Origin of the sequence: Rhodococcus sp. H29-C3 (assembly GCF_030063405.1) — a bacterium.
Lineage (GTDB): Bacteria > Actinomycetota > Actinomycetes > Mycobacteriales > Mycobacteriaceae > Rhodococcoides.
On sequence record NZ_JASITC010000016.1, the window covers coordinates 26,839 to 51,297 of the forward strand.

Sequence of the window (24,459 nt, forward strand, 5' to 3'; positions counted from 1 at the left end):
GGACCAATGCTGCATGGTCTCTGGTCTCCAGGTTCGGGGCTGATGCTGTGGCAGGAAGAGGCGTCCGGCAGTGAGCCGGATCTTCCGGCCACGCACGCCGGGGCGGTGGCCCGGACCTTCCGTCACAAGGTCGAGGTCGCGTTCCCGCCCGCCGGTGCGGGCGACCCGCGAGTGGTACGAGTGCCTGCCCTTGCGCTGGCGCCGGTCGATGCTGCCGAGCTTCTACTGCGCACCCCGGCCTCGCACGCCGCGATGTCCGGGGACCTTCGGTATCTGGGGCATGTTGCGCGGGGAGTCGAGCGATGGGTGCGGGCCGGACGCGTCGTGCCCGCGCTGATCCTTATCGAGGGGCATTGGTGGCCCAGGTGGCGTCTCGTCGGTGGGGAACGGCAGCGCGCGTGGCTCAGCGAGCTGGCGGTGACGATGCCTTCGGTTCAGTGCCACGGCAACAGGCCGAAGAAGTTGCTGGAGGACTTCCTCGAAGAGATCACCGATCCGATCGTGAGATCGATACTGGGAAAGCCTGATTCGGACCATCCGTTGTTGGCTGCCCTCGTTCGCGACGATTCCGTCGAAGACGGTACGACGCAGACCGCGACGTTGTTGGCCAAGTGGCGGGCAAGCCTCACCATCGACGAACCCGCGCTCGTTTTGCGTTTGCTGGAGCCGGACGACGAGGCCGCGCAGGCAGACGAGAGCGAAGAAGCGTTGTGGAAGCTTCAGGTGTGCCTGCGGGCCGATGGGGAAGCTCCGATTCCGGTGCCCATGAGCCGAAAAGTCGACGCGAGTCTGTTGAGTACGGCGGTCCGCAAGCTCGGAGAGGCGGTCGCCGCGTACCCGCGGTTGCGCGACCTGCCGTCTCACCCTGGCACCCTGGATCTTCTGCTGCCCACCTCTGTCGTTATCGATCTCGTCGAACACGGTGCGAAAGCGCTTTCGGAGTCGGGGACGACCGTTCTGCTGCCCAGAGCGTGGAGTCGACTGGACCCGTCGATGCGACTGCGGGTGGATTCGCCCGCCGTGACGAAGGCCGCCGAGAACCGCGCCGTCGGAATGGATGAGCTGGTTTCGTACGACTGGCAACTGCAGCTCGGCGACATGGTGCTGACCGAGGCCGAGCTGAATCGGCTGGCAGTGTCCAAGGGCGACCTGGTACGTCTTCGTGGGGTATGGGTGCTGGCCGACGGAAGCCAGCTCGCCGCCGCCGCCAAATATGTTGCGCAGCATCATGGTGACGGAACCGAACTGGGCAAGTTGATGCGCGAAATGACGATCTCCTCGCCGCCGCCTGCACCCGTCGAGGAGATCACCGCCACCGGGTGGGCGAAGACGCTGCTGCAGCCCGACGCCGTCCCGGAGCGGATTCCGTTGCCCGCAGGTGTGAATGCTGTTCTGCGGCCATATCAGGAACGCGGTCTGGACTGGTTGGCGTTCATGTCTCGGTTGGGGTTGGGCGCAATTCTGGCCGACGACATGGGTTTGGGGAAGACGCTGCAGGTGCTGGCTTTACTTGCACACGAGAAGAGTCCGACGCCGACGCTGTTGGTCGCACCCATGTCGGTCGTCGGCAACTGGCAGCGTGAAGCCGCAAAGTTTACCCCTGGCCTGCGGGTACTGGTTCATCACGGTCCGGCGCGGTTGCGGGACGACGCCCTCGAGCAGGCTATCAGCGATCACGACCTCATTGTCACGACTTACGCACTGATGGCCAAGGACCGAGCGCAGTTCGCGACACGGACGTGGCGCCGGGTGGTTCTCGATGAGGCTCAGCACATCAAGAACGCCGGGACGGTTCAAGCCAAGGCTGCTCGCGCGATTCCCGCCGATCTGAAATTGGCGTTGACCGGCACGCCCGTCGAGAACAGGCTGGACGAGCTTCGGTCCATTCTCGATTTCGCGAACCCGGGAATGCTCGGTGCACCTGCCGATTTCCGCAAGCGGTTCTCGGTTCCGATCGAGCGTGAGCAGGACGAGAGTGCGGTCACCCGATTGCGTGCGATCACCTCGCCGTTCATTCTTCGTCGCGTCAAAACCGATCCGACGGTCATTGCCGACCTGCCGGACAAGGTCGAGATGACGGTTCGCGCGAATCTGACGGCCGAGCAGGCGGGGCTCTACAAGGCAGTCGTGGACGAGATGATGGCTCAGATCGCGGACGCGAAGGGCATGAAGCGTAAGGGGGCAGTGCTCTCTGCGCTCACTCGCTTGAAGCAGGTCTGCAATCATCCTGCGCATTTCCTGTCCGACGGTTCGCCGGTGCTCAAGCGTGGTCAGCATCGGTCCGGCAAGGTCGGATTGGTGGAGGACATTCTCGATTCGGTTCTCGGGGACAACGAAAAGGTGCTGCTGTTCACGCAGTTTCGCGAGTTCGGTGAACTCGTCGCACCGTATTTCGCCGAGCGATTCGGTACCGAAGTGCCGTTCCTGCACGGTGGAGTCAGCAAGACGAACCGTGATGCGATGGTCGAGAGATTCCAGGAGGACGGCGGGCCGCCGATCATGATGCTCTCCCTCAAGGCAGGCGGCACCGGTCTGAATCTGACTGCGGCCAATCATGTTGTGCATCTGGATCGGTGGTGGAACCCGGCGGTGGAGAATCAGGCTACCGATCGTGCGTTCCGCATCGGTCAGCGCAAGAACGTTCACGTGCGAAAGTTGTTGTGCGTGGGTACCGTCGAAGAACGTATCGATGGGATGCTGGATTCCAAACAGGATCTTGCGGACCTCGCCGTCGGGACGGGTGAGAACTGGGTGACCGAGATGGACACCGGCGAATTGCGTGAGTTGTTCCGCCTCAGCGAAGATGCGGTGGGGGAGTGATGGCGGACTTCAGTCAGTACGGTAGACGTCGTAAAGTCAAGGGCGGCATCGAATCACAGAACAAGCGTGGAGCCTTCGGGCAGACCTGGTGGGGCCGCCACTTCGTCACCGCCATGGAAGAGCTGGCAGATCCGGGTCGGATTGCGCGGGGGCGTACGTATGCCCGAGGTGGTCAGGTGCTGACGCTCGGGGTCGAACGCGGTCAGATCTACGGTGAGGTTCAGGGTAGTCAGCTCGAACCGTTCTCGGCATCGGTGACCGTGGATCCGCTGTCGCAGGGCGAGGTTTCGGCTCTGGTGGGCAGGGTGCGGTCCAATCCGGGGATGCTTGCGGAACTGGCGTCCAACGCGATCCCGCAGGAGCTTGCCTCGACGCTTCTGCCGCACGACAAGGGTCAGCTCGATTTCGATTGCACCTGCCCGGACGACGGGTGGCCGTGCAAGCATGCGGCCGCGCTGATGTATATCGCGGCCGAGCACATCGACGCTTCGGCGGCGACGATTCTGACGTTGCGTGGCGTCGATCTGGAAATGTTGATCGAGGATGTCGGGGAATTGGAGGTCGAGTTCGATCGCGAGGACTGGTTCGGCAACGAGATGCCGTTTCCGTCGTTGCCGCGCGTGGAATTTTCTCCGGCGATCGACGATCTCGACCCGTTGATCCTGCGTCGCGCCTTCCGCTCGGGTGGCTACCCGGAGTTCGAGGTCAGTTCGGCTGTCGCCGATCTCGTGGGGTTTTATCGGAGGTTGGGCGAGTAAGCCTCTAGACATACATGGATGTCCGACTATAGGATGACAACACATCATCTTCTCGTATCGGTTAGGACGGATCTCATGACTCGCGAGCTCTCGCACTTCATCGGCGGCAAGCACGTCTCCGGCACCTCGGGCAACTTCGGTGACGTTTTCGATCCGAACACCGGCGAGGTGCAGGCACTTGTGCCGCTGGCCAGTGATGCCGAGGTCGAGGCCGTGATCGCGGATGCAGAGAAAGCCCAGGTCGAATGGGCCAAGTGGAATCCGCAGCGTCGCGCCCGCATCCTGATGAAGTTCGTCGAGCTCATCAATCGGGACATGGACGAGCTGGCACGGTTGCTCTCGAGCGAGCACGGCAAAACCGTCGCAGACGCCAAGGGCGACGTCCAGCGTGGGCTCGAGGTCATCGAGTTCGCGATCGGTGTTCCGCACCTGCTCAAGGGCGAATACACCGAGGGTGCCGGTGGGGGCATCGACGTCTACTCCATGCGTCAGCCGCTCGGCGTCGTTGCAGGTATCACCCCGTTCAACTTCCCCGCCATGATCCCGCTGTGGAAGGCCGGCCCAGCCATCGCTACCGGCAACGCATTCATTCTCAAGCCTTCCGAGCGAGACCCCTCGGTGCCGCTCAAGCTGGCCGAACTGTTCCTCGAAGCGGGTCTGCCGCCGGGCGTCTTCAACGTCGTCAACGGTGGCAAAAACGCCGTCGACGTTCTACTCAACGACGATCGCGTCAAGGCCATCGGCTTCGTCGGCTCGACGCCGATCGCGCAGTACATCTACGAGACCGCCGCCAAGAACGGCAAGCGTGCGCAGTGCTTCGGCGGCGCCAAGAACCACGCCCTGATCATGCCCGACGCCGATCTCGACCAGGTCGCCGACGCACTTCTCGGTGCCGCGTACGGCTCGGCGGGTGAGCGCTGCATGGCGATATCGGTTGCTGTTCCGGTCGGTGAAGAGACGGCCGATGCACTGGTGGCCAAGCTGACCGAGCGGGTCAAGAACCTGAAGATCGGCCGCAGCGACGACGAGAACGCGGACTTCGGTCCACTCGTCGGTAGCGATGCACTGAAGCGAGTCAATGACTACACCCAGATCGGCGTCGACGAGGGTGCCGAACTCGTCGTCGATGGGCGTGGTTTCAAGCTCGAGGCTCACGAAAACGGATTCTTCGCCGGCGCAACATTGTTCGACAAGGTGACGACGGACATGCGCATCTACAAGGAAGAGATCTTCGGACCCGTCCTGATCGTCGTCCGCGCCAAGGATTACGAGGATGCACTGCGTCTGCCGTCCGAGCACGAGTACGGCAACGGTGTCTCGATCTTCACTCGGGACGGTGACACCGCGCGTGACTTCTGCTCACGCGTTCAGGTCGGCATGGTCGGCGTCAACGTCCCGATTCCGGTGCCGATCGCGTACCACACCTTCGGTGGTTGGAAGCGCTCGGGATTCGGCGATCTGAATCAGCACGGCCCCGATTCGATTCGCTTCTACACCAAGACCAAGACGGTCACGCAGCGTTGGCCTTCGGGCAAAAAAGAAGAGACTGCGAACCACTTCGTCATCCCGAACATGGACTGACCGCCGATGTTCACATTGACCGAGGACGAGCGGGCGATCAACGAAACAGCGCGCGATTTCGCCGACGAGTTCCTGGCACCGAAGGCCGTCGAATGGGATCAGAACAAGCATTTTCCCGTCGACGTACTGCGCAAAGCTGCCGGCCTGGGTATGGGCGGAATCTATATCGGTGAGGACGTCGGCGGGTCGGATCTGACGCGCGTCGACGCCGTGCGGATCTTCGAACAACTCGCCACCGGTGATCCGTCGATCGCGGCGTACATCTCCATCCACAACATGGTGACGTGGATGATCGACACCTATGGCAACGACGAGCAACGTCGTCAGTGGGTGCCGGGGCTGTGCTCGATGGACCAGCTCGGAAGCTACTGCCTCACCGAACCAGGTGCCGGATCCGATGCCGCAGCACTGACGACCAAGGCTGTGCGCGACGGCGACGATTACATCCTCAACGGAGTGAAGCAATTCATCTCCGGGGCCGGGGTATCCGAGATCTACGTCGTGATGGCGCGAACGGGTAACGCTGGGCCCAAGGGCATTTCGGCAATCGTCGTACCGAAGGACTCCGCAGGCCTCTCGTTCGGGGCGAACGAGAAGAAGATGGGTTGGAATGCCCAGCCGACCAGGCAGGTCGTTTTCGAGGATGTCCGTGTTCCGGCCGCGAACGTGCTCGGAAACGAGGGCGAAGGCTTCCGCATCGCGATGAACGGGCTCAACGGCGGACGCCTCAACATCGCCGCCTGCTCGATCGGTGGCGCACAGAGCGCTCTGGACAAAGCGGTGTCCTACCTCGCCGAGCGCAAGGCCTTCGGCAGTCGATTGCTCGACGCGCAGGCCCTGCAGTTTCGACTGGCTGATATGAAGACCGAGCTCGAAGCCGCCCGAACTCTGCTGTGGCGCGCAGCGGAGGCGTTGCAGACCGGTGCCGAGGACAAGGTCGAACTCTGCGCCATGGCAAAGAGATTCGGAACCGACACCGGATTCGACGTCGCCAACGCAGCGTTGCAGTTGCTCGGTGGCTACGGCTATCTCGCGGAGTACGGTGTGGAGAAGATCGTCCGAGACCTTCGTGTCCATCAGATCCTCGAAGGCACCAACGAGATTATGCGAGTCGTTGTGGCTCGCTCGATTGTGGGAGCAGCATGAGCGAACCAGAGGTGTTGTTCGACCTGCGCAGTGGCGTCGGCCGAATCACGCTCAACCGTCCGAAAGCCATCAACGCGTTGAATCACGCGATGGTGCTCGACATCGCGCCGCAGCTCGAGAAGTGGGCCGTCGAGGACGAGGTCGAACTGGTGCTCCTCACCGGCGCAGGCGAACGTGGCTTGTGTGCCGGTGGTGACATCGTCTCGATCTACCACGACGCCAAAGAGGGCGGTAGCGGGTCGAAGGTCTTCTGGCGCGACGAGTACATCCTCAATGCGGCTATCGCTCGATTCCCCAAGCCGTACGTGGCAATCATGGACGGGGTGGTGATGGGCGGCGGTGTCGGCCTGTCCGCCCACGCCAGCACCCGCATCGTGACCGACCGCTCGAAGATCGCGATGCCCGAGGTCGGTATCGGTTTCATCCCCGACGTCGGCGGGACGTTTCTGCTGTCCCGTGCCCCCGGAGAGTTGGGAACACACCTCGGCCTCACCACCGCACCCATGGACGCCGGTGACGCCATCGCGGCAGGGTTCGCCGATCACTACATCCCCTCCGACAAGTTGCCGGACTTCTACGCTGCACTCGAAACCGGAACCCTCGCCGATGCGTTGGCTTCGTTCACCGAACCGGCACCCACATCGAGTCTCGACGCGGCACGCAGCTGGATCGACGCCGCGTACAGCGCCGATACCGTCGAAGAGATCGTGGACCGCTTGCGGCGCAGTGAGGTACCCGACGCACACAAGGCTGCCGATGATATCGAATCGAAGTCACCGGTCGCCCTGAAGGTCACGCTGAAGTCGCTGCGGCGGGCCGCCGAAGCCGCCTCGCTCGAAGAGGTGCTCGACGACGAATATCGGGTGTCCTCGGCAAGTCTGGATTCACATGACCTCGTCGAGGGAATCCGAGCACAGGTGGTGGAGAAGGACAGAAACCCGAAGTGGTCTGCGTCGACGCTAGCCGATGTCACCAGCGAGGACGTCGATCGCTATTTCGCCCCGTTGGGTGCCGCTGAACTGGGATTGAGCAACGAACTTGGAGGGCAGCGATGAGTGAGAACACGATCGGTTTCGTCGGTCTCGGCCACATGGGCGGACCGATGGCAGCGAACCTGGTGAAAGCCGGATACACGGTTCAGGGCTTCGATCTCGTACCTGCAGCCCTGGCGCAGGCAACGGAGGACGGCGTGACCGTCGTCGAATCCGCCGTGGCTGCGGTGTCGAATGCCGATGTCGTGATCACGATGCTGCCCAACGGCAGACTCGTACTCGATCTGTACAAGGATCTACTTCCCGCTGCCGCGCCCGGAACCCTGTTCATCGATTCCTCGACCATCGATGTCGCCGACGCGCATGCGGCGCACAAGCTTGTCGAAGACGCGGGCCACCGCGGTCTCGACGCTCCGGTATCGGGTGGTGTCGGCGGTGCGGCTGCGGGCACGCTGACGTTCATGGTCGGCGGGTCCGAAGAGGACTTCGCTTCGGCTGCCGCTGTTCTCGACGTCATGGGTCGCAAAGTTGTCCACTGTGGCGCCGCGGGCAATGGCCAAGCCGCCAAGATCTGCAACAACATGATCCTCGGGGTGTCGATGATTGCGATCAGCGAGGCATTCGTGCTCGGCGAGAAGCTGGGTCTCAGTAATCAAGCATTGTTCGACGTCGCATCCACCGCGTCCGGGCAATGCTGGGCGCTGACTACCAATTGTCCTGTGCCAGGACCGGTTCCGACCAGTCCGGCCAACAACGACTACACGCCGGGTTTCGCGGCAGCATTGATGGACAAAGATCTCGGTCTTGCTGCGAAGGCGCTGCGCGACAATGGTGTCCACGGCGTTCTCGGACTCAAGGCCGCGGAGCTCTATTCGGAGTTCAAAGAAACGTCCGGCGGCGGAGCGGACGTCGACTTCTCCGGCATCATCAACGACATTCGCCAGCGTTCGACAGAGGAGAGCAAGTGAGCGACTACGAAACCATCCTGCTGGAGCGACGAGGTCGAGTCGGAATCATTACGCTGAATCGGCCGAAGGCGCTCAACGCGTTGAACTCTCAGCTGATGCACGAGGTGGTGTCCGCCGTCGAGGACCTCGACGGAGACCAGGGTATCGGAGCCATCCTGATCACAGGCTCGGAGAAGGCGTTCGCTGCGGGTGCGGATATCAAGGAAATGCAGCCGAAGTCGTACATGGACGTTTATATCGAGGATCTGTTCAGTGCCTGGGATCGACTGTCGGCAGCGCGCACACCGATCGTCGCGGCCGTATCGGGATACGCGCTCGGTGGAGGCTGCGAGCTGGCGATGCTGTGCGATGTCCTGATCGCTTCCGACACCGCGGTATTCGGTCAGCCGGAGATCAAGCTGGGGGTCATCCCCGGAATCGGTGGGTCGCAGCGTCTCACTCGCGCTGTCGGTAAGGCCAAGGCAATGGAGATGGTCCTGACCGGGCGAAACATGAAGGTCGACGAGGCCGAGCGAGCCGGGCTCGTCTCGCGAATCGTGCCCGCCGCGGACCTGCTCGACGACGCTATCGCTACCGCGACGACCATCGCCGAGATGTCGCTTCCGATTGCGATGATGGCCAAGGATGCGGTCAACCGTTCGTTCGAATCCTCGCTAGCCGAGGGTGTTCGGTTCGAGCGTCGACTGTTTCATTCGACCTTCGCGACCGAGGATCAGAAGGAAGGCATGTCTGCCTTCATCGACAAGCGTAAGGCGACATTCGTCAATCGGTGACCGATGCGTTCAGCCCTGCTGCCCGGCGGACAGCAGGGCTGCGCCGCGCGCGGACACCAGTTCCGGACGGGAAGGGACTATCGTCTCGAGGCCCGTCCGTCGCTCGAACGCAGCCTTGATGGACGTGACGTTCGCGCCGCCACCGAGTAGAACGAGCGAGGCAGGCTTGACGCCGGATAGTTGGATCGTCTGCTCGACGACCATGGTGGCATAGCGGACCGGTCCGGCGATGATGCCGTCGAAGTCTCCTCGGGTCAGGACGTGGTGACCGTTTCCGTTTCGATCGACGGCATTGACCACGCCGCCCTCGCTCAATCGCTCTTTGATGGACCGAGAGGAATCGATGTCGGTTCGGACACCGTTCGCCGCAAGATGGCGTCGAACGAGGTGATCGAGGTCGTCACCGCAGAACGTAGCTGTTCGCCGCGAGATGACGGTGTTGGCGGCGGCCAGGTCGAGCACCGACACTGTCATTCCCGTGCTCCCGAGATCGCAGAGGACCGTAGATCCGTGTGCGGGAACGGTTCCCGTGAATCGCAGGTATCGAAGCTGAGCGGCCGTCTCGTGCACCAGAGCAGCTGGGCGTGGATCTCGTTGCGCGGCAATCGCGTCGGCATCTTCGGTGAGCCGGTAGGCGATCCCCGAGTGCTGCACTGGCAGAGACAGTTTCGACGCAATGGCCTCGATCGCGGATACACCGTCAGAAATCGTCGACGCAATGGATTGCCCCGCTCGCCTACGAATGGTGCGAGTAGCTAGTGGCGCTCGATGCGGACTGCCGAGGTAGGTCAGGATCGCGCGCGCACCATGTGCACCCGCGCCGATTCCCAATACCAGCACTGTGGATCTCCAATACTGGGAGTGGCCCCCGCCGCTCCCCGTGACATTCCATCACGATTTTCTCCTACGGGCCCTATTCACCAGGCCGACGAGGACCCGATGTCCTCGAAGTCACCGGCTGTGCGCCTCAGCTCGGCGAGAATGCGCACCAGCGACGTCAGACGGTCCTTCGACAGACCAGGCTTACTGAATACTTGTTCGTTGAGTTTTTCGGTGGCGTCGACAGCCAGCGTGCGACCGGAGTCGGTGATCTCCACCAACGTCGTTCGACGATCGCTCGGGTGCGGCGTTCGGCGCACATACCCCGCCGCCTCCAGGCGGTCGACGGCGTTGGTGACGCTCGTGGGGTGCACCTGGAGTCGCGCACTGGCCTTCGCCATCGGCAGTGCACCGTTCTTGGTGAACGTCAGCAGGGTGAGAAGTTCGTAACGGGAGAACGTCAATCCAGTGGGCTTGAGGGTCTCTTCGACTCGCGCGAGCATGATCTGCTGAGCCCGCATCAACGAAGTGACAGCGGCCATTCCGTCGGCGACGTCACCCCATCCATGTGCGGTCCACTGACGGTGGGCCTCTGCAATGGGATCGAGGGGAAGTGGCGATGGTGCTGGCATTCCTCCATCCTCCCATGGGACGCCTCGACGATGCCCGGCTCTTCCCATCGGTCGCGGACCTGTCCTTGCGCGTAGGGCGCAGACTGCATCTCGAGTTAGAATCAGGCGAGCAGCGCAGGAGCCCTGGCTACAGTCACTGCCCAGTCCGCATTTTCGTGCCACGGTCGCAGATCCCACGTCGAGAACCGGTGCTCGTGAAGTAAGCCGGCCGACTTCAGGTCGGCGTCGAACTTCTCCACGGTGTACTCCCTGTCCGTGGCGAATCCGGCGACGAAGACTCCTCCGGGCTTCAGGTGCGCCGTCATCCGCTCGAGAGCCGATCGTTCGGTGCCCGGTGTCATGAAGACCATCACGTTGCCGGCGACCACGACGGCATCGAACGTCTCACCGAGGTCGAGTTCGGTCAGATCGGCCTGATGAACCGTCAGGTCGGTGTGCTCTCGTGCGGCTTCGACTAAGACCGGATCGAGATCCACCGCGGTCACTCGATGTCCGCGCCGGGCGAGTTCGGCGCCGAGACGGGCTGTGCCACAACCCGCGTCGAGGACCGAACTCCCCGGCGCCAGAAGTGCGTCGACCATCCGCGCCTCGCCGTGTAGGTCGACGCCTCGCGCTTGCAGTCGCGCGAAGCGTTCGATGTACTTCCTGGACTGGTCCTCGGTGTTGTCGATCTGCCAGCGTGTCGGAGCCATCCCGCCACCCTAGCGTTCGTTGGAACAGGCCATCGACGACCTGCGGATGGACCGCTGATTACCTCGTCCCGAACCGGCGGTCGATGTCTTCGCCGTCGAGGCCGAAGTCCTCGAGCGTGTACTTGTGTGCCGGCCGCCTTTGCCCACTTCGACTTTCGGTGTGCATGGCGTCCATGGCTGAGCGCGCATTCTCGGTGAGATCGAGTCCGAAGTTCTGGTACACCTGCTCGACTGTGCGGAGGGGGTCGGCGACGAAGTCGTGATAGTCGACGTCGTAGAACTGCGCTGAGTTCGCATCGGATCTCGCGGTGGAGAAACTGTTGAGTCCACGCTCCCACAGATCGACCTGGGTGCGCCCGATGACGTTGCCGCGGAACAGGTCCGACCAACCTTCGGTGGCGTGCTCGGCGAGGCTGCACATCGACGGCATGATCGTGCGGGGTTCACGGTGGCATTGGATCACCAGCGCATCCGGGTAGACCTGTAGCAGCTCTTCGAGGGCGAACAGGTGGCTCGGATTCTTCAGAACCCAACGGCGATCGGTGTCGTTCATACCGATGAGCTGGAGATTCTTCCGGTGTCGCTGGTAGGTGGAGAGCCAGCTCTGTTCGGCCAGCCATGTCGAATACGTCGGGAGATACGCGAGGCATTCGTAGGCTACGGAATGGACCGATTGCCGCAGTAGCTGCCAGCATTCCTCGACTTCGGCTGCGGACATGTAGTGCACGCCCATGAACTCGGGGTGTTCGACATGGTGTTGCGCAAACCCTTTTTGGATCTGCGTGAACAGCGGATTGGATTCCCAGGTCTCACGCGGCGGCCGAGGTTGCGGCATCTCGGTCAGCCACATCTCCAAACCCTGGTGCGACGGGTCGGCGGTGAGCAGTCGATGCAGCGCAGTCGTGCCGGTGCGAGGAAGACCGGTCACGAAGATCGGCCGCTCGATCGTGACGTCGGCGTGCGTCGGATTCTGCTTCCATGCGAGCTCGCTGAGTGAACGCGCGACCAGCGCGCCGCGCAGGAAGTACCGGCTCATCTTCGATCCGAGTGCGGTCAGTTGTGCATCACGGTTGTACGAGTCGAGCAGGACGCCGAGGGCTTCGACATAATCGTCGGAACCAAAATCTTCGAGGCCGGTGAACTTGGTGGCAGACGCGTGTAGATCTTCGACGGTACCGACGTCGGTGCGTTCGGTGCTGGTCATGTGCGCTCCTAGTGGTGGTATTCGCCGCAGTTGACGTCGAGGCATTGGCCGGTGATCGCGCGAGCCGACGGGGAAGCGAGGAATACGACGGCGTCGGCGATCTCGTCGGGTTCGGGCAGCCGTCGTAGGTCCATTGTCGCGGCAGTTTGCTCGTAGATCTGTTCGCTGGTGATGCCGTACTTCTTCGCCATGTGGTCGAAGTAGCCCTTTAGCGACTCGCCCCAGATGTAGCCGGGCGCAACAGTATTGACCCGAATTCCTTGCGGACCCAGCTCGCTGGCCAGGGTTTGCGACATGGCGAGCAATGCTGCTTTGGCGATCTTGTAACCGCCGTACTTGGGCTGGGAGTGCCGTATTACGGCCGAGTTGATCATGACGATCGAACCGGTCGACTCGGCCAACGACGGGGTGAACAACTGCGAGAGTCTCAGCGTTCCGAACAGTGACAGTTCCAAACCCTGCCGGATGACGGCCGGGTCGGTGTGGGCGAGGTCTTTCATCGATGGTGTCGCGAAGGCATTGTTGACCAGTACGTCGACGTGGCCGAACTCCTCGACTGCACGGGTGACCAGCGCTTGGGAAGAAGCTTCGTCGGTGATATCTGTCGGGACGGTGATCGCCGTTCGGCCGAGTTCGGCAACTTCTTTGCCGACTTCGAGAAGGTAGCTTTCGGTGCGTGCGGCCAGTACCAGATCGGCGCCCGCGGCGGCGCTGCGTAGTGCGATGGATCGGCCGAGGGATGGTCCGACGCCGGAGACGACGACAACTTTGCCGTCGAGATGTCCCGTCATCCGAGCATCCTTCGTCCGACAGCGTCGCGACGGGCTGCGATACGCAGGGCGAAGTCCGCCGGTGAAATCTTGTTCGCGTCGTAGTGCGGTAGATGCGAGTAAATGTCGTCGAAGTCGACTACTTCTACGGTAGGTCCGTCTGCCGGGGTCATCTCGCGGGAGACTCGTTGCCATCGAAACTGCGCGTAACCGCGGGCATGACCTGTCGTTTCGATCCAGTTGGTCACCTGCGGGTTTCGCTCGCTGACCACAAGCCTGATGTAACCGTCCGGATCGGTCTGCGCCTGCTCTGCGGTCAACGAAGTTTGGTGGTGGATGTAGTCGAGGGAGATGTACCACATGCTGCCCAGCTGGAACCCTTGATACGGTGCGTCTGACACGGGCACCGTGATGATCATGGCCTGGTCCTCGCGCAGCTCGTAATGACCGGCCGAAGAATACTGGGTGCTCAATCCTCCTGGCGTGAGCCGCGGTTCGGTCAGGGTGTTGACGTCGAGATTGAGGTAGAACCACTGCGGGAACTGCAAAAATGTGTGGATGCGGCCGAGGAGCATCTTGCCTGCGATGGAATAGCGCTTCGCTACAGATTCTTTCGTGGGTGATGCGGGTGATTCCCCTGAGGTGCCCGCTCGATGGATGGTGAGCGTGCCACGGGTCGCAGACCAGTCGTTGTAAACCTCGCGGACGACCAGCATCGAGGAACCCTCGCCGAGGGTGAAGTGGTTGGGGAGGTCGGAAGGACGACCGAAGTGTACTTCGAATGAGCCGTCGTCGGCGATGTCGATCGAGCGATCGTCGAAGGCGGTCAAGCTGTCCGGGACATCGACGGGGGAGTAGTCGCCCTTGAGTATCTGGAAGCTGAGATCGGTTGTGTTGCCTCGTGTTCCGCGTACGATATATTCCGCATCGTCACGAATGTTGGCGTGAAAGTACAGCGTGTCGGGGTTGTCGAGGCCCATCTTCGTGTACGGGCCTGTCGAGCTCGCGAAGAACGGAAAGTCCTTGTCGTACGCCCAGGCCATCTGGATGGATGCGCGGATGCTGCCGGCGAGGTAGTCGTATCCTTCGAGCAGGTCCTGTTCTGTTCGTATGTGCGGAGCGTCTTCGATAATCTTCTCGGCCGCTGCGATTGCTTCTGCGAGTGAATCGGTGAGCACACCCATCTCCTCGTGCTTAGTGGTACAAATATGTACCGATGTGGTAGAACGAGTTCTGTATCGACAATAGAACGTGTTCTAGGAAGGGTCAATGACCAGTCGCAACTCGCCCCCCACGGACCGCGTCGTCGCGGTCCTTGACTTCATGGTTGCCAGGAGTGACCGACGATTCGGACTCTCGGCGCTGGCACGTGAACTCGGCCTGAGCAAGCCCACCTGCCTGGGCATCCTGACCTCGCTGGTCGGCGCGGGATACCTGGTTCGCGACCCTGTTTCGGTCACCTACGGTCTTGGTCCCGCGCTGATAGTCGCCGGACGTGCAGCGCAGCAGGGGTTCGCCGTAGGCCCGCTTGCGCGCACGCACCTCGAAGCGCTCAGCGCGCAATTCGACACGACGTGCACGGCTTCGGGTGTGGTCGGCGATCGCATCACCATCCTCGAGTTGACCTGCCCCGACGGGCGGCGGGCTGCCGCGAAGGTGGGGCAGGTCTACCCATTCGCGCCGCCGGTAGGCCTCATGTACGTGCTGTGGGACACCGATGAGCGGCTCGATTCGTGGCTTGATCGTGAACCGACCCTGCCGGTCCGGATGGACGTCGCGCACCTTCGGCACGTGGTCGACGAGTGCCGCAGAACCGGGTATCTCGTGGAGACGTTGACAGCTGTGGGGCAGAGGTTGCATACCGTCATGGCGGGTGTTGCCGCACACGATCTTCCGGGGGAGGTCCGCGAACTCCTCGGTGAGATGGTGTCCGGCCTGGGTGAGCGGGTGTACCTGGGCGCGGAGGAGGCTGGTGCCGACGCTACGCACGAGGTCAGTGTCATCGCGGCTCCGACGTACGACGCTCGAGGACATCAGTCGTTGGTGCTGACTCTGCATGTCGGAGCGTCGATCTCGGGCGAGGGCATTGCCGAGCGTGGGCAAGCACTCGCTGCTGCCGCCGGGGCGATCACGGCAGAAGTGGGCGGTCGTGCACCGACCCGTTGACCAATACTGAAACGCGTTCTATTCTTCGAACACGGATTTGAACCGCACCGGTCCAAATATGGACCGATGCGTTGTGATCGGAGGACTTCACCGATGTCGACCTCGTACGAACTCACGCACCTTGCTGCGCTCGAAGCGGAAGCCGTCCATATCTTCCGTGAAGTCGCCGCCACCGCCGAACGTCCGGTGCTGCTGTTCTCCGGCGGCAAGGACTCGGTGGTGATGCTCCATGTGGCAGCCAAAGCCTTCTGGCCCGCCCGACTCCCGTTCTCCGTCATGCACATCGACACCGGACACAACTTCGACGAGGTCCTGTCCTTCCGTGACCGAGCGGTCGAGCATTTCGGCGTCAACCTGACCGTGGCCAGCGTGCAGGACGACATCGACTCCGGACGCTCGATCGAGGAGAGCGGGCCGGGGGCCAGTCGAAACCGACTCCAGACCGCGACACTGCTACGCGCGATTGCCGAGAACTCGTTCGACGCCGTATTCGGTGGTGCCCGTCGGGACGAGGAGAAGGCGCGTGCCAAAGAGCGCGTCTTCAGCTTTCGTGACGAACATGGCCAATGGGATCCGCGTCGCCAGCGCCCGGAACTGTGGCAGTTGTACAACGGCCGTCACCGGCGCGGCGAACATTTCCGGGTGTTCCCGCTGTCGAACTGGACCGAACTCGACATCTGGCAGTACATCGAGGCAGAGCAGATCGAACTCCCGCACATCTATTACGCGCACAATCGCACGGTCGTGCCCAGAGCTGGAATGCTCCTGGCCGTTTCGAGATTCGTGCCGGTGCTGCCTGGCGAAGAACCCTTCGAGGAGACGGTCCGCTTTCGTACCGTCGGCGACGCAACCTGCACCGGGTGTGTGCAGTCCTCGGCCGCCGATGCGCACGACGTCGTACTGGAAGTCGCCGCCAGCAGAATGACCGAGCGCGGCGCGACACGGGCCGACGACCGTATATCGGAGGCCGGAATGGAAGACCGCAAGAAGGAAGGGTACTTCTGATGTCGCAACTGCTTCGAGTAGCTACGGCGGGAAGCGTCGACGACGGCAAATCGACTCTGATCGGTCGGCTCCTCTACGACTCGAAAGCGATCTTCGAGGATCAGTTGGAGGCCGTGGAGAAGACCAGTCGTGAACGAGGCGGCGACACAGTCGATCTCGCACTGCTCACCGACGGACTGCGCGCCGAGCGGGAACAGGGCATCACGATCGACGTAGCGTATCGCTACTTCTCTACGCCGAGAAGAAAATTCATCATCGCCGATACGCCGGGGCACCAGCAGTACACCAGGAACATGGTCACCGGCGCTTCGACCGCCGATCTTGCGCTGATACTCGTCGATGCCCGTCACGGGATCCTCGAACAGACGAAGCGACATGCGTTTCTCTCGTCCTTGCTCGGTATCCGACATCTCGTGTTGTGCATCAACAAGATGGATCTCGTCGACTATTCGTGCGCTCGGTACGAAGAGATCAAAGCGGAGTTCCGCGAGTTCGCGATGAAACTCGAAGTACCAGACCTCACGTTCGTACCGATGTCGGCCATCGATGGGGACAACGTTGTTCATCGCACCGCGCAGATGCCTTGGTACGAGGGGAGCTCGCTTCTGCACCACCTCGAAGACGTCCACGTTGCTTCCGACCGCAACCTCATCGACGCCCGATTCCCGGTCCAATATGTAGTACGGCCGAAACACAGCTCCGGTGAGCATGCCGACTTCCGGGGCTACGCAGGCACCGTCGCCAGCGGAGTGTTCAAACCCGGGGACGAAGTCGTAGCGCTCCCCTCCGGATTCGTCACCAGAATCGCAGCGGTGTGGGGACCGGGTGGAACGCCGGTCGACGAGGGGTTCGCGCCGTCGGCGGTGTGTATCGAACTCGAGGACAAGGTCGACGTCGGGCGCGGGGACATGCTGTGCCGTCCCAACAATCGTCCGCTCGTCGGAACAGAGCTCGATGCCATGGTCTGTTGGCTCGCAGAGGGCGCACAGTTGCGCAGTGACGACCGGTACGTGCTGATGCACACCACGGCGTCGACACCAGCGCGGGTGGAAAAACTGGACTACCGGCTCGACGTCAATACTCTGCATCGTGACGAAGCTGCACAATCGTTGGGTATCAACGACATCGGTCGAGTGCAGATCCGCACGCACAATCCGATCCTGTTCGATCCGTACCGACGCAACCGAGTCACCGGCAGCTTCCTACTCGTCGACGAGTCGTCCGGAGCCACGGTCGCCGCCGGGATGATCACCGGGCCCACGTTGTCGGCAGCGAAAGTCGTCTGGCACTCGTCCCGGGTTGCCCGCGAGGAACGTGCAACGCTCGGTGCCACGATCTGGTTGACCGGCTTGTCGGCTTCGGGAAAGTCGACCGTGGCAGCGGAACTGGAACGTTTGCTGGTGGCGTCCGGGCGACCGGCATATCGGTTGGATGGAGACAACCTGCGTCACGGGCTCAATTCCGATCTCGGGTTCGATGCAGCCGACCGCACCGAGAACGTAAGACGAGTGGGGGCCGTGGCCCAACTGATTGCCGACGCCGGGGTTGTTGCGATCGCCTGTCTCATCAGCCCGTACCGCGGAGACCGCGACGAGGTGCGGAAGGTGCACGAGAAGGCAGGACTGCCCTTCTTCGAGGTCTTCGTAGACACCCCGTTCGACGTCTGCGCAGCGCGCGACCCGAAAGGTATGTACGCCAAGGCTATCGCCGGTGAGATCACCGGCTTCACTGGAGTGGACGACCCCTACGAAGCGCCCGAGCACCCCGAATTGGTGCTGGCGGCCTCCGACGGTGATCCGGCAACACAGGCCGCTCGGATTGTGGAATTGTTGGGATCGTGAGCGCCCTCTACTCGGCCGAAGACGATGCCCGATTCGCCGCCGACCTCGCCGAGTCCGCAGGCCGATTGCTGCTCGAAATTCGCGAACGCGAAGGACGAACGACTCAGGGGCGGGAGCTCGGCAGGCTCGGCGACACCGAAGCCGACGCGCTGATCCTGGGCCGATTGGCAGGCGAACGCCCCGGCGACGCAGTGCTCTCGGAAGAGTCGGCCGATGATCTCCGCAGGCTGGATGCTGCCCGTGTCTGGATCATCGACCCACTCGACGGCTCACGCGAATACGGCATCGAGGGTCGAGCCGACTGGGCAGTGCACGTGGGCCTGTGGGAAAAAGACCAGGGGATGACAGCGTCGGCAGTTGCCCAGCCTGCGCTCGGCGTCGTCTACTCGTCGGCTGACGTCGCCGGCCCGCCGCCGCAGTCCGGTAGGCCCACGCTTGTGGTCAGTGACTCTCGGCCGCCGTACTACATGGACGATCTCGCGCGCTCGGTCGATGCCGACGTCGTGACCATGGGTTCGGCAGGTGCCAAAGCCATGGCGGTCGTACGCGGGGAGGTAGACGCCTACGTGCATTCCGGTGGTCAGTGGGAGTGGGACTCGGCAGCGCCCGTCGGCGTCGCACTCGCAGCGGGTTTGCACTGCTCGCGTATCGACGGAACACCGTTGCGGTACAACCAGTCCCATCCGTACCTTCCGGACTTACTGATCTGCAGGCAGGAGCTCGCACAACCACTTCTGGCGGGAATTGCCACCTATGCCACGCGCGAGGTGGATTCCGGTCGCGCCGCGATGGCACGTGAATACATCAAGGCTCTGCTCAGTCACGATGCCACCAAGGTCCGTCTCGCCCACGACTGTCGGCGTGTGGAGAACGGACAGCAGACCGGTGACACCGGAGCATTCATCAGGGACGAACTCGAGAACGGCGCCCAGTACACGCCGATCATCGCCATCGAGGAGATAGAGATTCGAGAATGGGGCACCAGTGTCGTGGCACGTTTCTCCCTCGAGTTCGACGGCGGTATGTCGGTGGCAGTGACCGAGCATTTCGACATTCCGGCCGGCGATATCGTCACCATTACGGCGATCATCGAACCGGTAGGTTAGCGGCCGAGACCCTCTACCGTGCTGCGCAACTCGGCAGTTCTCGCCTCGGCATCGGCAAGGACTCGTCGCAGGCGTCGCGCTTCGCGATCCGCCGACTTCTCGGCCGTGCGGGCCGCTGCCTCGTCGACCTCGGCGTCGTGGAGTTCGGCACGTAGGCGGGCCAGTCGCTCCTTGATCTCGGAAAGGTCCGTGGACGCGGCTTCGGCGGCCGAATCGGCAGAGTCGACGGCCTCGCGGGCCGACACCTCGTCCTCCTGGGCCTCGGGGAGCTGTTCGCGGGCTTCCTCGAACCGCTTCAGGGCCGCGTCGTCACTCGGTTCGGCTTTCGGCTCCGCTCGTGATTCCTGGGGGGTGTTCTCGGGCTCGGGTGCCAAGGTGAGCACTGCGGGCCCGAAACCGCTGTAGGACTCCGCAGTCACGGCGCGGCCCGCCTGCACCCGTGCGCCGATCTCGGGTTCCGCGAGCGCGGCACCCAGTGTCTGTCCGACTTCTCGTGCCGCATTCTCCGGGCTCGGGTGGCCGTGTTCGCGAGCAATCTCCACGGCCCGACGCGTCAGCGCGCGAATCGACTGTGCACGCGCGGCCGAGAGTTCCTTGAGTTTTTCGGCCGATGATCTTCGCTGCGCGTCGCGCAGGCTGTTGCCGATATCGAACAGCTCGGCAATGTCATCGGGTTCTTCGCGAACGAGGAGATTGACCATCCACGCGACAGTCGTGGGTTTACGGAACTTGCCGATCGAGGCCGCGAGCTTTCTATTGCCGGATTCCTTCGCCGCTGCAACCGCAGCTGTGCGCGCGGCGACGAAGTCCTGTGGGTCGACGGCATACAGTTCGGATGCGGTGTTGTCGAGTTCGGTATCGGCCACAACCCATGTTTGCATCAAGGGTGGCAATAGGAAAGCGTGTGACGCAGGTGTGCCCCCGGCAGGATTCGAACCTGCGACCTTTCGCTCCGGAGGCGAACGCTCTATCCCCTGAGCTACGGGGGCGCGCCGGACCTGTGCGTACTGAAAATCCGGCGTGCCTGTGGGCGGGTCCAAGACTAGCGCATCCCATCCGTCACCCGAAATCACCCTCATGTTGGCTTAGAAGGAGGACAGTCGGGGGCATCTACGTAGAGGAGAGGACCCACGTGACCGATCACGACTATTCGAGCGAAGATCTGGACCTCGATCTGAGGTGGTGGGCAGCTGCCAACTACCTGACCGTGGCCCAGATCTACCTGAAGGACAACACGTTGCTGCGTGAGCCCCTCACCGCGGGGCACATCAAACCGCGTCTGCTGGGGCACTGGGGGACCAGCCCGTGCCTGTCGATGATCTACACCTTGCTCAACCGAAACATCAGGAACACCGGCGCGGACTGGCTGTACGTGACGGGCCCCGGCCACGGCGGGCCGGCACTCGTCGCTTCGACCTATCTCGAGGGGACGTACTCGGAGATCTATCCGCATATCTCGCGAGATACCGAGGGTGTGCACCGCCTGTGTCGTCAGTTCTCCTCGCCCGGTGGCATTCCCAGTCATGTGAGTGTGCAGACACCGGGCAGCATCCACGAGGGCGGCGAGCTCGGGTACGCGCTCGTACATGCCGGTGGTGCAGCGTTCGACCGGCCGGATCTCATGGTGGCGTGTGTGATCGGCGACGGTGAGGCCGAGACCGGACCACTCGCAGGCTCGTGGAAGCTGCCGGCGTTCCTCAACCCGCGCCGCGACGGTGCCGTGCTGCCGATTCTGAATCTCAACGGAGCAAAAATTGCAGGGCCCACGGTATTCGGACGCAGCAAAGACGAGGACATCGTCGACTTCCTGCACGGGCAGGGTTGGGACCCGGTCGTCGTTTCCGGTGATGATCCCCGCCTCGTTTTTCCAGCCCTCGAAGAAGCAATACGAAACTCGCACAGCAAAATTCGCGCCATTCAAGAGGCAGCACGATCAGGCGGTGCCCCGGTGGAGGTGCGATGGCCGGCCATCATCGTGCGCACCCCGAAGGGGTGGACAGGGCCGCACACCGTCGACGGGGTCCTGGTAGAGGGGACCTTCCGGGCCCACCAGGTGCCGCTGTCCGGAGTGCGGAGCAACCCCGCACACCTGGCGCAGCTCGAATCCTGGATGCGCTCGTACGAGCCAGAGGCGCTGTTCGACGCCGACGGCGCTCTCGTTCCCGAACTCGCTGCATTGGCACCGTCGGGGGACAAGCGAATGGGATCGACGCCGTACGCCAACGGTGGCAGACTCCTTCAGCCTCTGCGGATTCCACCGCTCGAGAAGTACGAGATCGCGATCGAATCACCCGGAGCAGGTTTTCACGAGACGACCCGGGTCCTCGGCGAACTCATGCGCGACATCTACGCCGACAACAAACGCCCCGACGGCGGTGGCAACTTCCGACTGTTCTGCCCGGACGAGACGTCGAGCAATCGGCTGGCGGCGGTGTTCGAGGAGACCGATCGATGCTGGCAGCTGCCGACCGAGGAGTGGGACGATCACCTTTCCACGGACGGTCGCGTCATGGAGGTGCTCAGTGAGCACCTGTGCGAGGGATGGCTGGAGGCATACGTTCTCGCAGGCGGGCACGGCGTTTTCGCCAGCTACGAGGCGTTCGCGATGGTAAGTGTGTCGATGATGATCCAGCACGTGAAATGGCTACAACATGCCGCCGACCTGCCGTGGCGCGAACCCGTCGCGTCACTGAACGTCCTGTTGACCAGTACGTGCTGGCGAAACGACCACAACGGATTTTCGCACCAGGGCCCAGGAATGATCGACGCCGTCATCCCGCTCTCACCTGCGGTCGTTCGAATTTGGCTGCCGCCGGACTCCAACACGCTGCTGTCGATTTCCGATCACTGCCTGTGCAGTCGTGATCATGTCAATCTGATCGTCGTCGACAAACAACCCCATCTGCAGTATCTGACGCTCGAGCAGGCCAACGCACATTGCGCGGCGGGAGCGTCGATCTGGGAGTGGGCGGGAACCGAGACCGACTCCGACGGCGCCCCGAACGTGCCCGACGTCGTCCTCGCCGCGGCGGGGGATGTTCCCACGCAGGAGGTACTGGCGGCGGCGCAGATCTTGCGGGAATGGGTTCCGTACCTGCGTGTTCGGATGGTCAACGTCGTCGATCTGATGGCGTTGATGACTCCGGACGAGCATCCGCACGGCTTCCCGGAGGACAAGTTCGTGGGTCTGTTCACCGCAGATACCGATGTCGTATTTGCATTCCATGGTTACCCACGCGCAGTCCACGAGCTACTGCACGGCCGCACCGGCGCGGGTCGCTTCCACGTCCGCGGATTCAATGAGCAGGGCACCACCACAACGCCGTTCGACATGGTCGTGCTCAACAAGATGAGTCGCTATCACCTCGTGCTCGAGGCCCTCCGACGATCGCGTCGAGTACCGGAGAACGGCAGTGAGCTCGAGAAATTTTGCTCAGCGCAATTGGTTCGGCACGCGAGTTACATCGTCGAGCACCTCGAGGATATGCCCGAGGTGACCGACTGGACGTATTCCGCGCGCTGACGCAAGCCGAAGGGTCGACCTAATTGAAAGGAAGTGGTTCGGCGCCACGCTCGGCGAGCATCTGCTTCATGAGCGTGGCTTCACCTTCCTGCGTCGAGATCATCGACTGTGCGAGCCGAACCAGCGCAGGCGTTTCCGCGTGATCTGCGGCGTATTCCATCATCGCAAGCCCACCCTGATGATGCCGCAGCATCAACTGCAGGAACATCACGTCGACGGCTGGGCCGGTCGCCTTTCGCAATGCGGCCAGCTCCTCGTTGGTTGCCATGCCGGGCATGGCTGCCATCGATCCTGATTCAGCCGGCGTCATCGATGCCATCGAATGACCGTGCTCGTCACCGGACATCCAGCCCATGTAGCCATCCGGGCCCACTGGGGAGCGGTCCCAAACCGCGAGCCAGCCCTGCATCTGACCGACCTGGTTCTGCTGGGAAGTCAGCATGTCGAACGCCAAAGTCTTCACGGGCTGATCCTCGGCGTTGGTCAACGCGACAGCGGACATGTCTATCGCCTGGTTGTGATGGACCGACATGTCCTGCGCGAAACCGACATCGACCGAGTCCGCGGCAGGTACCGAGTCGTCCCCGCCGAGAAACGTAGTGCGCGCAAGGAAGCCGAGTGCGAAACCGATCGCAATCGCGGCGACGATGCCGAGAATCAGTAGCGCCGTTTTCTGGCTCCGTACGGCCCGGGGCCTCTCCTCTACCGACGTCATGGTGTCGGAGCTTGCTGCAGCTCGGGGGGTAACTGCAGATCGGACGGAAGCTGCAGATCGGCCGGTAGACCCGCGGTGCCTGCACCCGCACCCGATATCTCACTCGCGTCCGGAGTGATCCCCGCACCATCCATCGGCACAGCGTCAGCGCCGGGTGCAGACGGATCGAACGGCAGTGGGTTGTCCGGATCGAACGAACCGGGAATGGTCGCGCAACTCGCGCCGACCTCGGGGTACGCGTAACGGTTCAGGCGGAGCGCTGCGATGAACTGGTCGATCCGCTCGTCGTCGACACTGTCCAGCTTGAGCTGGTGGCCCCACGACTGCAAAGAAACCGGTGTATCCATCCCTGGGTACGGCGACATCATCATGTACGACTCGCCGTCCACCTTGTCGGCCAGCTGGGAAGTTTCGTCCTCGCTGAGTTCATCAGGGTTGTACGTGACCCAGACGGCACCGTGCTCGAGGCCGTGGACGGCGTTTTCTGTGCGGATGGCTTCCGGATAGACGACGCCGGTGCAGGTAGCCCAGACAGCATCGTGCGGACCACCGAACGGCGGCGACTGGTCGTACGCGACGCGTTGCTCGGGCGAGACGTGCAGCGCAGCGGGGTAGTCCATTTTCACTACATCGGCGATCGCCGACGAGGGGTCCTGGTTGCTTTCGCTCGGCGCGAACTTCTGCGCCTCGGCCTGGTTCTGATACTTGGGGAAGAGGTTGACGGCCAGGATCGCGACCAGGCCGACTATGACCACCACGGCACCGATGGTCAGCCAGGGAACCTGCGGTCCGCTCTTGGCCAATCCGCCTTTGACGGCTGGTATGCCTCTGTTCTTCTTCTTTGCGCCTTTGATGGCCTTGTTGGCTTTGGCGGCCGACTTCTTGCCCTGACCGCCGCTCTCTTCACCCGTGGGCATCGCTGTCGTCGCTCTTTCCGTTGTGGGGCGT

At 62.6% G+C, this 24,459-nt stretch carries 21 protein-coding genes and 1 tRNA gene; 12 read left to right on the top strand and 10 right to left on the bottom strand.

Annotation, left to right across the window (positions count from 1 at the left end; translation table 11 throughout):
- The first annotated feature begins 6 nt into the window (after window positions 1-6).
- From QMK32_RS22215 to QMK32_RS22245, 7 genes are all read left to right on the top strand, one after another.
- Window positions 7-2,820 (top strand): DEAD/DEAH box helicase, encoded by a 2,814-nt coding sequence (locus QMK32_RS22215; RefSeq protein WP_283477545.1) that lies wholly within the window; start codon window positions 7-9, stop codon window positions 2,818-2,820.
- Window positions 2,820-3,578, top strand: coding sequence for an SWIM zinc finger family protein (locus QMK32_RS22220; RefSeq protein ID WP_283477546.1), 759 nt, complete (start codon window positions 2,820-2,822; stop codon window positions 3,576-3,578). Before QMK32_RS22215 ends, QMK32_RS22220 begins: the two co-directional genes overlap by 1 nt.
- A gap of 75 nt (window positions 3,579-3,653) precedes the next feature.
- The gene (locus QMK32_RS22225) at window positions 3,654-5,159 is read left to right on the top strand and encodes a CoA-acylating methylmalonate-semialdehyde dehydrogenase (RefSeq protein ID WP_283477547.1); all 1,506 of its coding nucleotides are present in this window, start codon (window positions 3,654-3,656) and stop codon (window positions 5,157-5,159) included.
- Between the two features lie 6 nt (window positions 5,160-5,165).
- Window positions 5,166-6,305, top strand: a complete 1,140-nt coding sequence (locus QMK32_RS22230) for an isobutyryl-CoA dehydrogenase (RefSeq protein ID WP_283477548.1) — start codon at window positions 5,166-5,168, stop codon at window positions 6,303-6,305.
- Window positions 6,302-7,360 (top strand): enoyl-CoA hydratase/isomerase family protein, encoded by a 1,059-nt coding sequence (locus QMK32_RS22235; RefSeq protein ID WP_283477549.1) that lies wholly within the window; start codon window positions 6,302-6,304, stop codon window positions 7,358-7,360. Before QMK32_RS22230 ends, QMK32_RS22235 begins: the two co-directional genes overlap by 4 nt.
- Entirely contained in the window at window positions 7,357-8,265 is a 909-nt protein-coding gene (gene mmsB / locus QMK32_RS22240) for a 3-hydroxyisobutyrate dehydrogenase (protein ID WP_283477550.1), read from the top strand. Before QMK32_RS22235 ends, mmsB begins: the two co-directional genes overlap by 4 nt.
- Window positions 8,262-9,038 carry an enoyl-CoA hydratase gene (locus QMK32_RS22245; protein ID WP_283477551.1) on the top strand — a complete coding sequence of 259 codons (777 nt, stop codon included), beginning with the start codon at window positions 8,262-8,264 and terminating at the stop codon, window positions 9,036-9,038. The genes mmsB and QMK32_RS22245 overlap by 4 nt, the downstream gene beginning before the upstream one ends.
- 9 nt (window positions 9,039-9,047) lie before the next feature.
- On the opposite strand, the gene QMK32_RS22250 is transcribed toward QMK32_RS22245, so the two are convergent.
- The 6 genes from QMK32_RS22250 to QMK32_RS22275 all read right to left on the bottom strand — a co-directional run bounded on the left by QMK32_RS22250 (window position 9,048) and on the right by QMK32_RS22275 (window position 14,333).
- Entirely contained in the window at window positions 9,048-9,878 is an 831-nt protein-coding gene (locus tag QMK32_RS22250) for a DUF7159 family protein (protein WP_283477552.1), read from the bottom strand.
- 77 nt (window positions 9,879-9,955) lie between these two features.
- Window positions 9,956-10,489 carry a MarR family winged helix-turn-helix transcriptional regulator gene (locus tag QMK32_RS22255; protein WP_283477554.1) on the bottom strand — a complete coding sequence of 178 codons (534 nt, stop codon included), beginning with the start codon at window positions 10,487-10,489 and terminating at the stop codon, window positions 9,956-9,958.
- Window positions 10,490-10,590: 101 nt separating this feature from the next.
- Window positions 10,591-11,181 (bottom strand): class I SAM-dependent methyltransferase, encoded by a 591-nt coding sequence (locus QMK32_RS22260; protein WP_283477555.1) that lies wholly within the window; start codon window positions 11,179-11,181, stop codon window positions 10,591-10,593.
- 58 nt (window positions 11,182-11,239) lie between these two features.
- Complete coding sequence (locus QMK32_RS22265; RefSeq protein WP_283477556.1) at window positions 11,240-12,385, bottom strand: sulfotransferase family protein; 1,146 nt, start codon at window positions 12,383-12,385, stop codon at window positions 11,240-11,242.
- An 8-nt stretch (window positions 12,386-12,393) separates the two neighbouring features.
- The gene (locus QMK32_RS22270; protein ID WP_283477557.1) at window positions 12,394-13,176 is read right to left on the bottom strand and encodes an SDR family oxidoreductase; all 783 of its coding nucleotides are present in this window, start codon (window positions 13,174-13,176) and stop codon (window positions 12,394-12,396) included.
- On the bottom strand, window positions 13,173-14,333 hold the full coding sequence (locus QMK32_RS22275; protein ID WP_283477558.1) for a hypothetical protein: 1,161 nt from the start codon (window positions 14,331-14,333) through the stop codon (window positions 13,173-13,175). Before QMK32_RS22275 ends, QMK32_RS22270 begins: the two co-directional genes overlap by 4 nt.
- Before the next feature lie 91 nt (window positions 14,334-14,424).
- Between QMK32_RS22275 and QMK32_RS22280 the strand changes: the two genes are divergently transcribed.
- The 4 genes from QMK32_RS22280 (at window position 14,425) to QMK32_RS22295 (ending at window position 19,273) form a co-directional block, all read left to right on the top strand.
- Entirely contained in the window at window positions 14,425-15,321 is an 897-nt protein-coding gene (locus QMK32_RS22280; RefSeq protein ID WP_283477559.1) for a helix-turn-helix domain-containing protein, read from the top strand.
- Window positions 15,322-15,414: 93 nt separating this feature from the next.
- On the top strand, window positions 15,415-16,326 hold the full coding sequence (gene cysD / locus QMK32_RS22285; protein ID WP_331283599.1) for a sulfate adenylyltransferase subunit CysD: 912 nt from the start codon (window positions 15,415-15,417) through the stop codon (window positions 16,324-16,326).
- Complete coding sequence (gene cysC / locus QMK32_RS22290) at window positions 16,326-18,167, top strand: adenylyl-sulfate kinase (RefSeq protein WP_283477560.1); 1,842 nt, start codon at window positions 16,326-16,328, stop codon at window positions 18,165-18,167. The genes cysD and cysC overlap by 1 nt, the downstream gene beginning before the upstream one ends.
- Entirely contained in the window at window positions 18,161-19,273 is a 1,113-nt protein-coding gene (locus tag QMK32_RS22295) for a 3'(2'),5'-bisphosphate nucleotidase CysQ (protein ID WP_502943739.1), read from the top strand. The genes cysC and QMK32_RS22295 overlap by 7 nt, the downstream gene beginning before the upstream one ends.
- Here the strand turns inward: QMK32_RS22295 and QMK32_RS22300 are convergent.
- Entirely contained in the window at window positions 19,270-20,139 is an 870-nt protein-coding gene (locus QMK32_RS22300; protein WP_283477562.1) for a hypothetical protein, read from the bottom strand. The two genes, QMK32_RS22295 and QMK32_RS22300, sit on opposite strands and share 4 nt — an antisense overlap.
- 50 nt (window positions 20,140-20,189) lie before the next feature.
- A tRNA-Arg gene (locus tag QMK32_RS22305) sits at window positions 20,190-20,262 on the bottom strand.
- A gap of 143 nt (window positions 20,263-20,405) precedes the next feature.
- On the opposite strand from QMK32_RS22305, the gene QMK32_RS22310 reads away from it, so the two are divergent.
- A complete protein-coding gene (locus QMK32_RS22310) occupies window positions 20,406-22,796 on the top strand; it encodes a phosphoketolase family protein (protein ID WP_283477563.1) in 2,391 nt (796 codons plus the stop codon).
- Window positions 22,797-22,815: 19 nt separating this feature from the next.
- Here QMK32_RS22310 and QMK32_RS22315 read toward each other — a convergent pair whose 3' ends face one another.
- Window positions 22,816-23,511: a DUF305 domain-containing protein gene (locus tag QMK32_RS22315; protein WP_283477564.1), complete on the bottom strand. Its 696-nt coding sequence runs from the start codon at window positions 23,509-23,511 to the stop codon at window positions 22,816-22,818.
- Window positions 23,508-24,428 carry a thioredoxin-like domain-containing protein gene (locus QMK32_RS22320; RefSeq protein WP_283477565.1) on the bottom strand — a complete coding sequence of 307 codons (921 nt, stop codon included), beginning with the start codon at window positions 24,426-24,428 and terminating at the stop codon, window positions 23,508-23,510. Before QMK32_RS22320 ends, QMK32_RS22315 begins: the two co-directional genes overlap by 4 nt.
- Window positions 24,429-24,459: the final 31 nt, after the last annotated feature.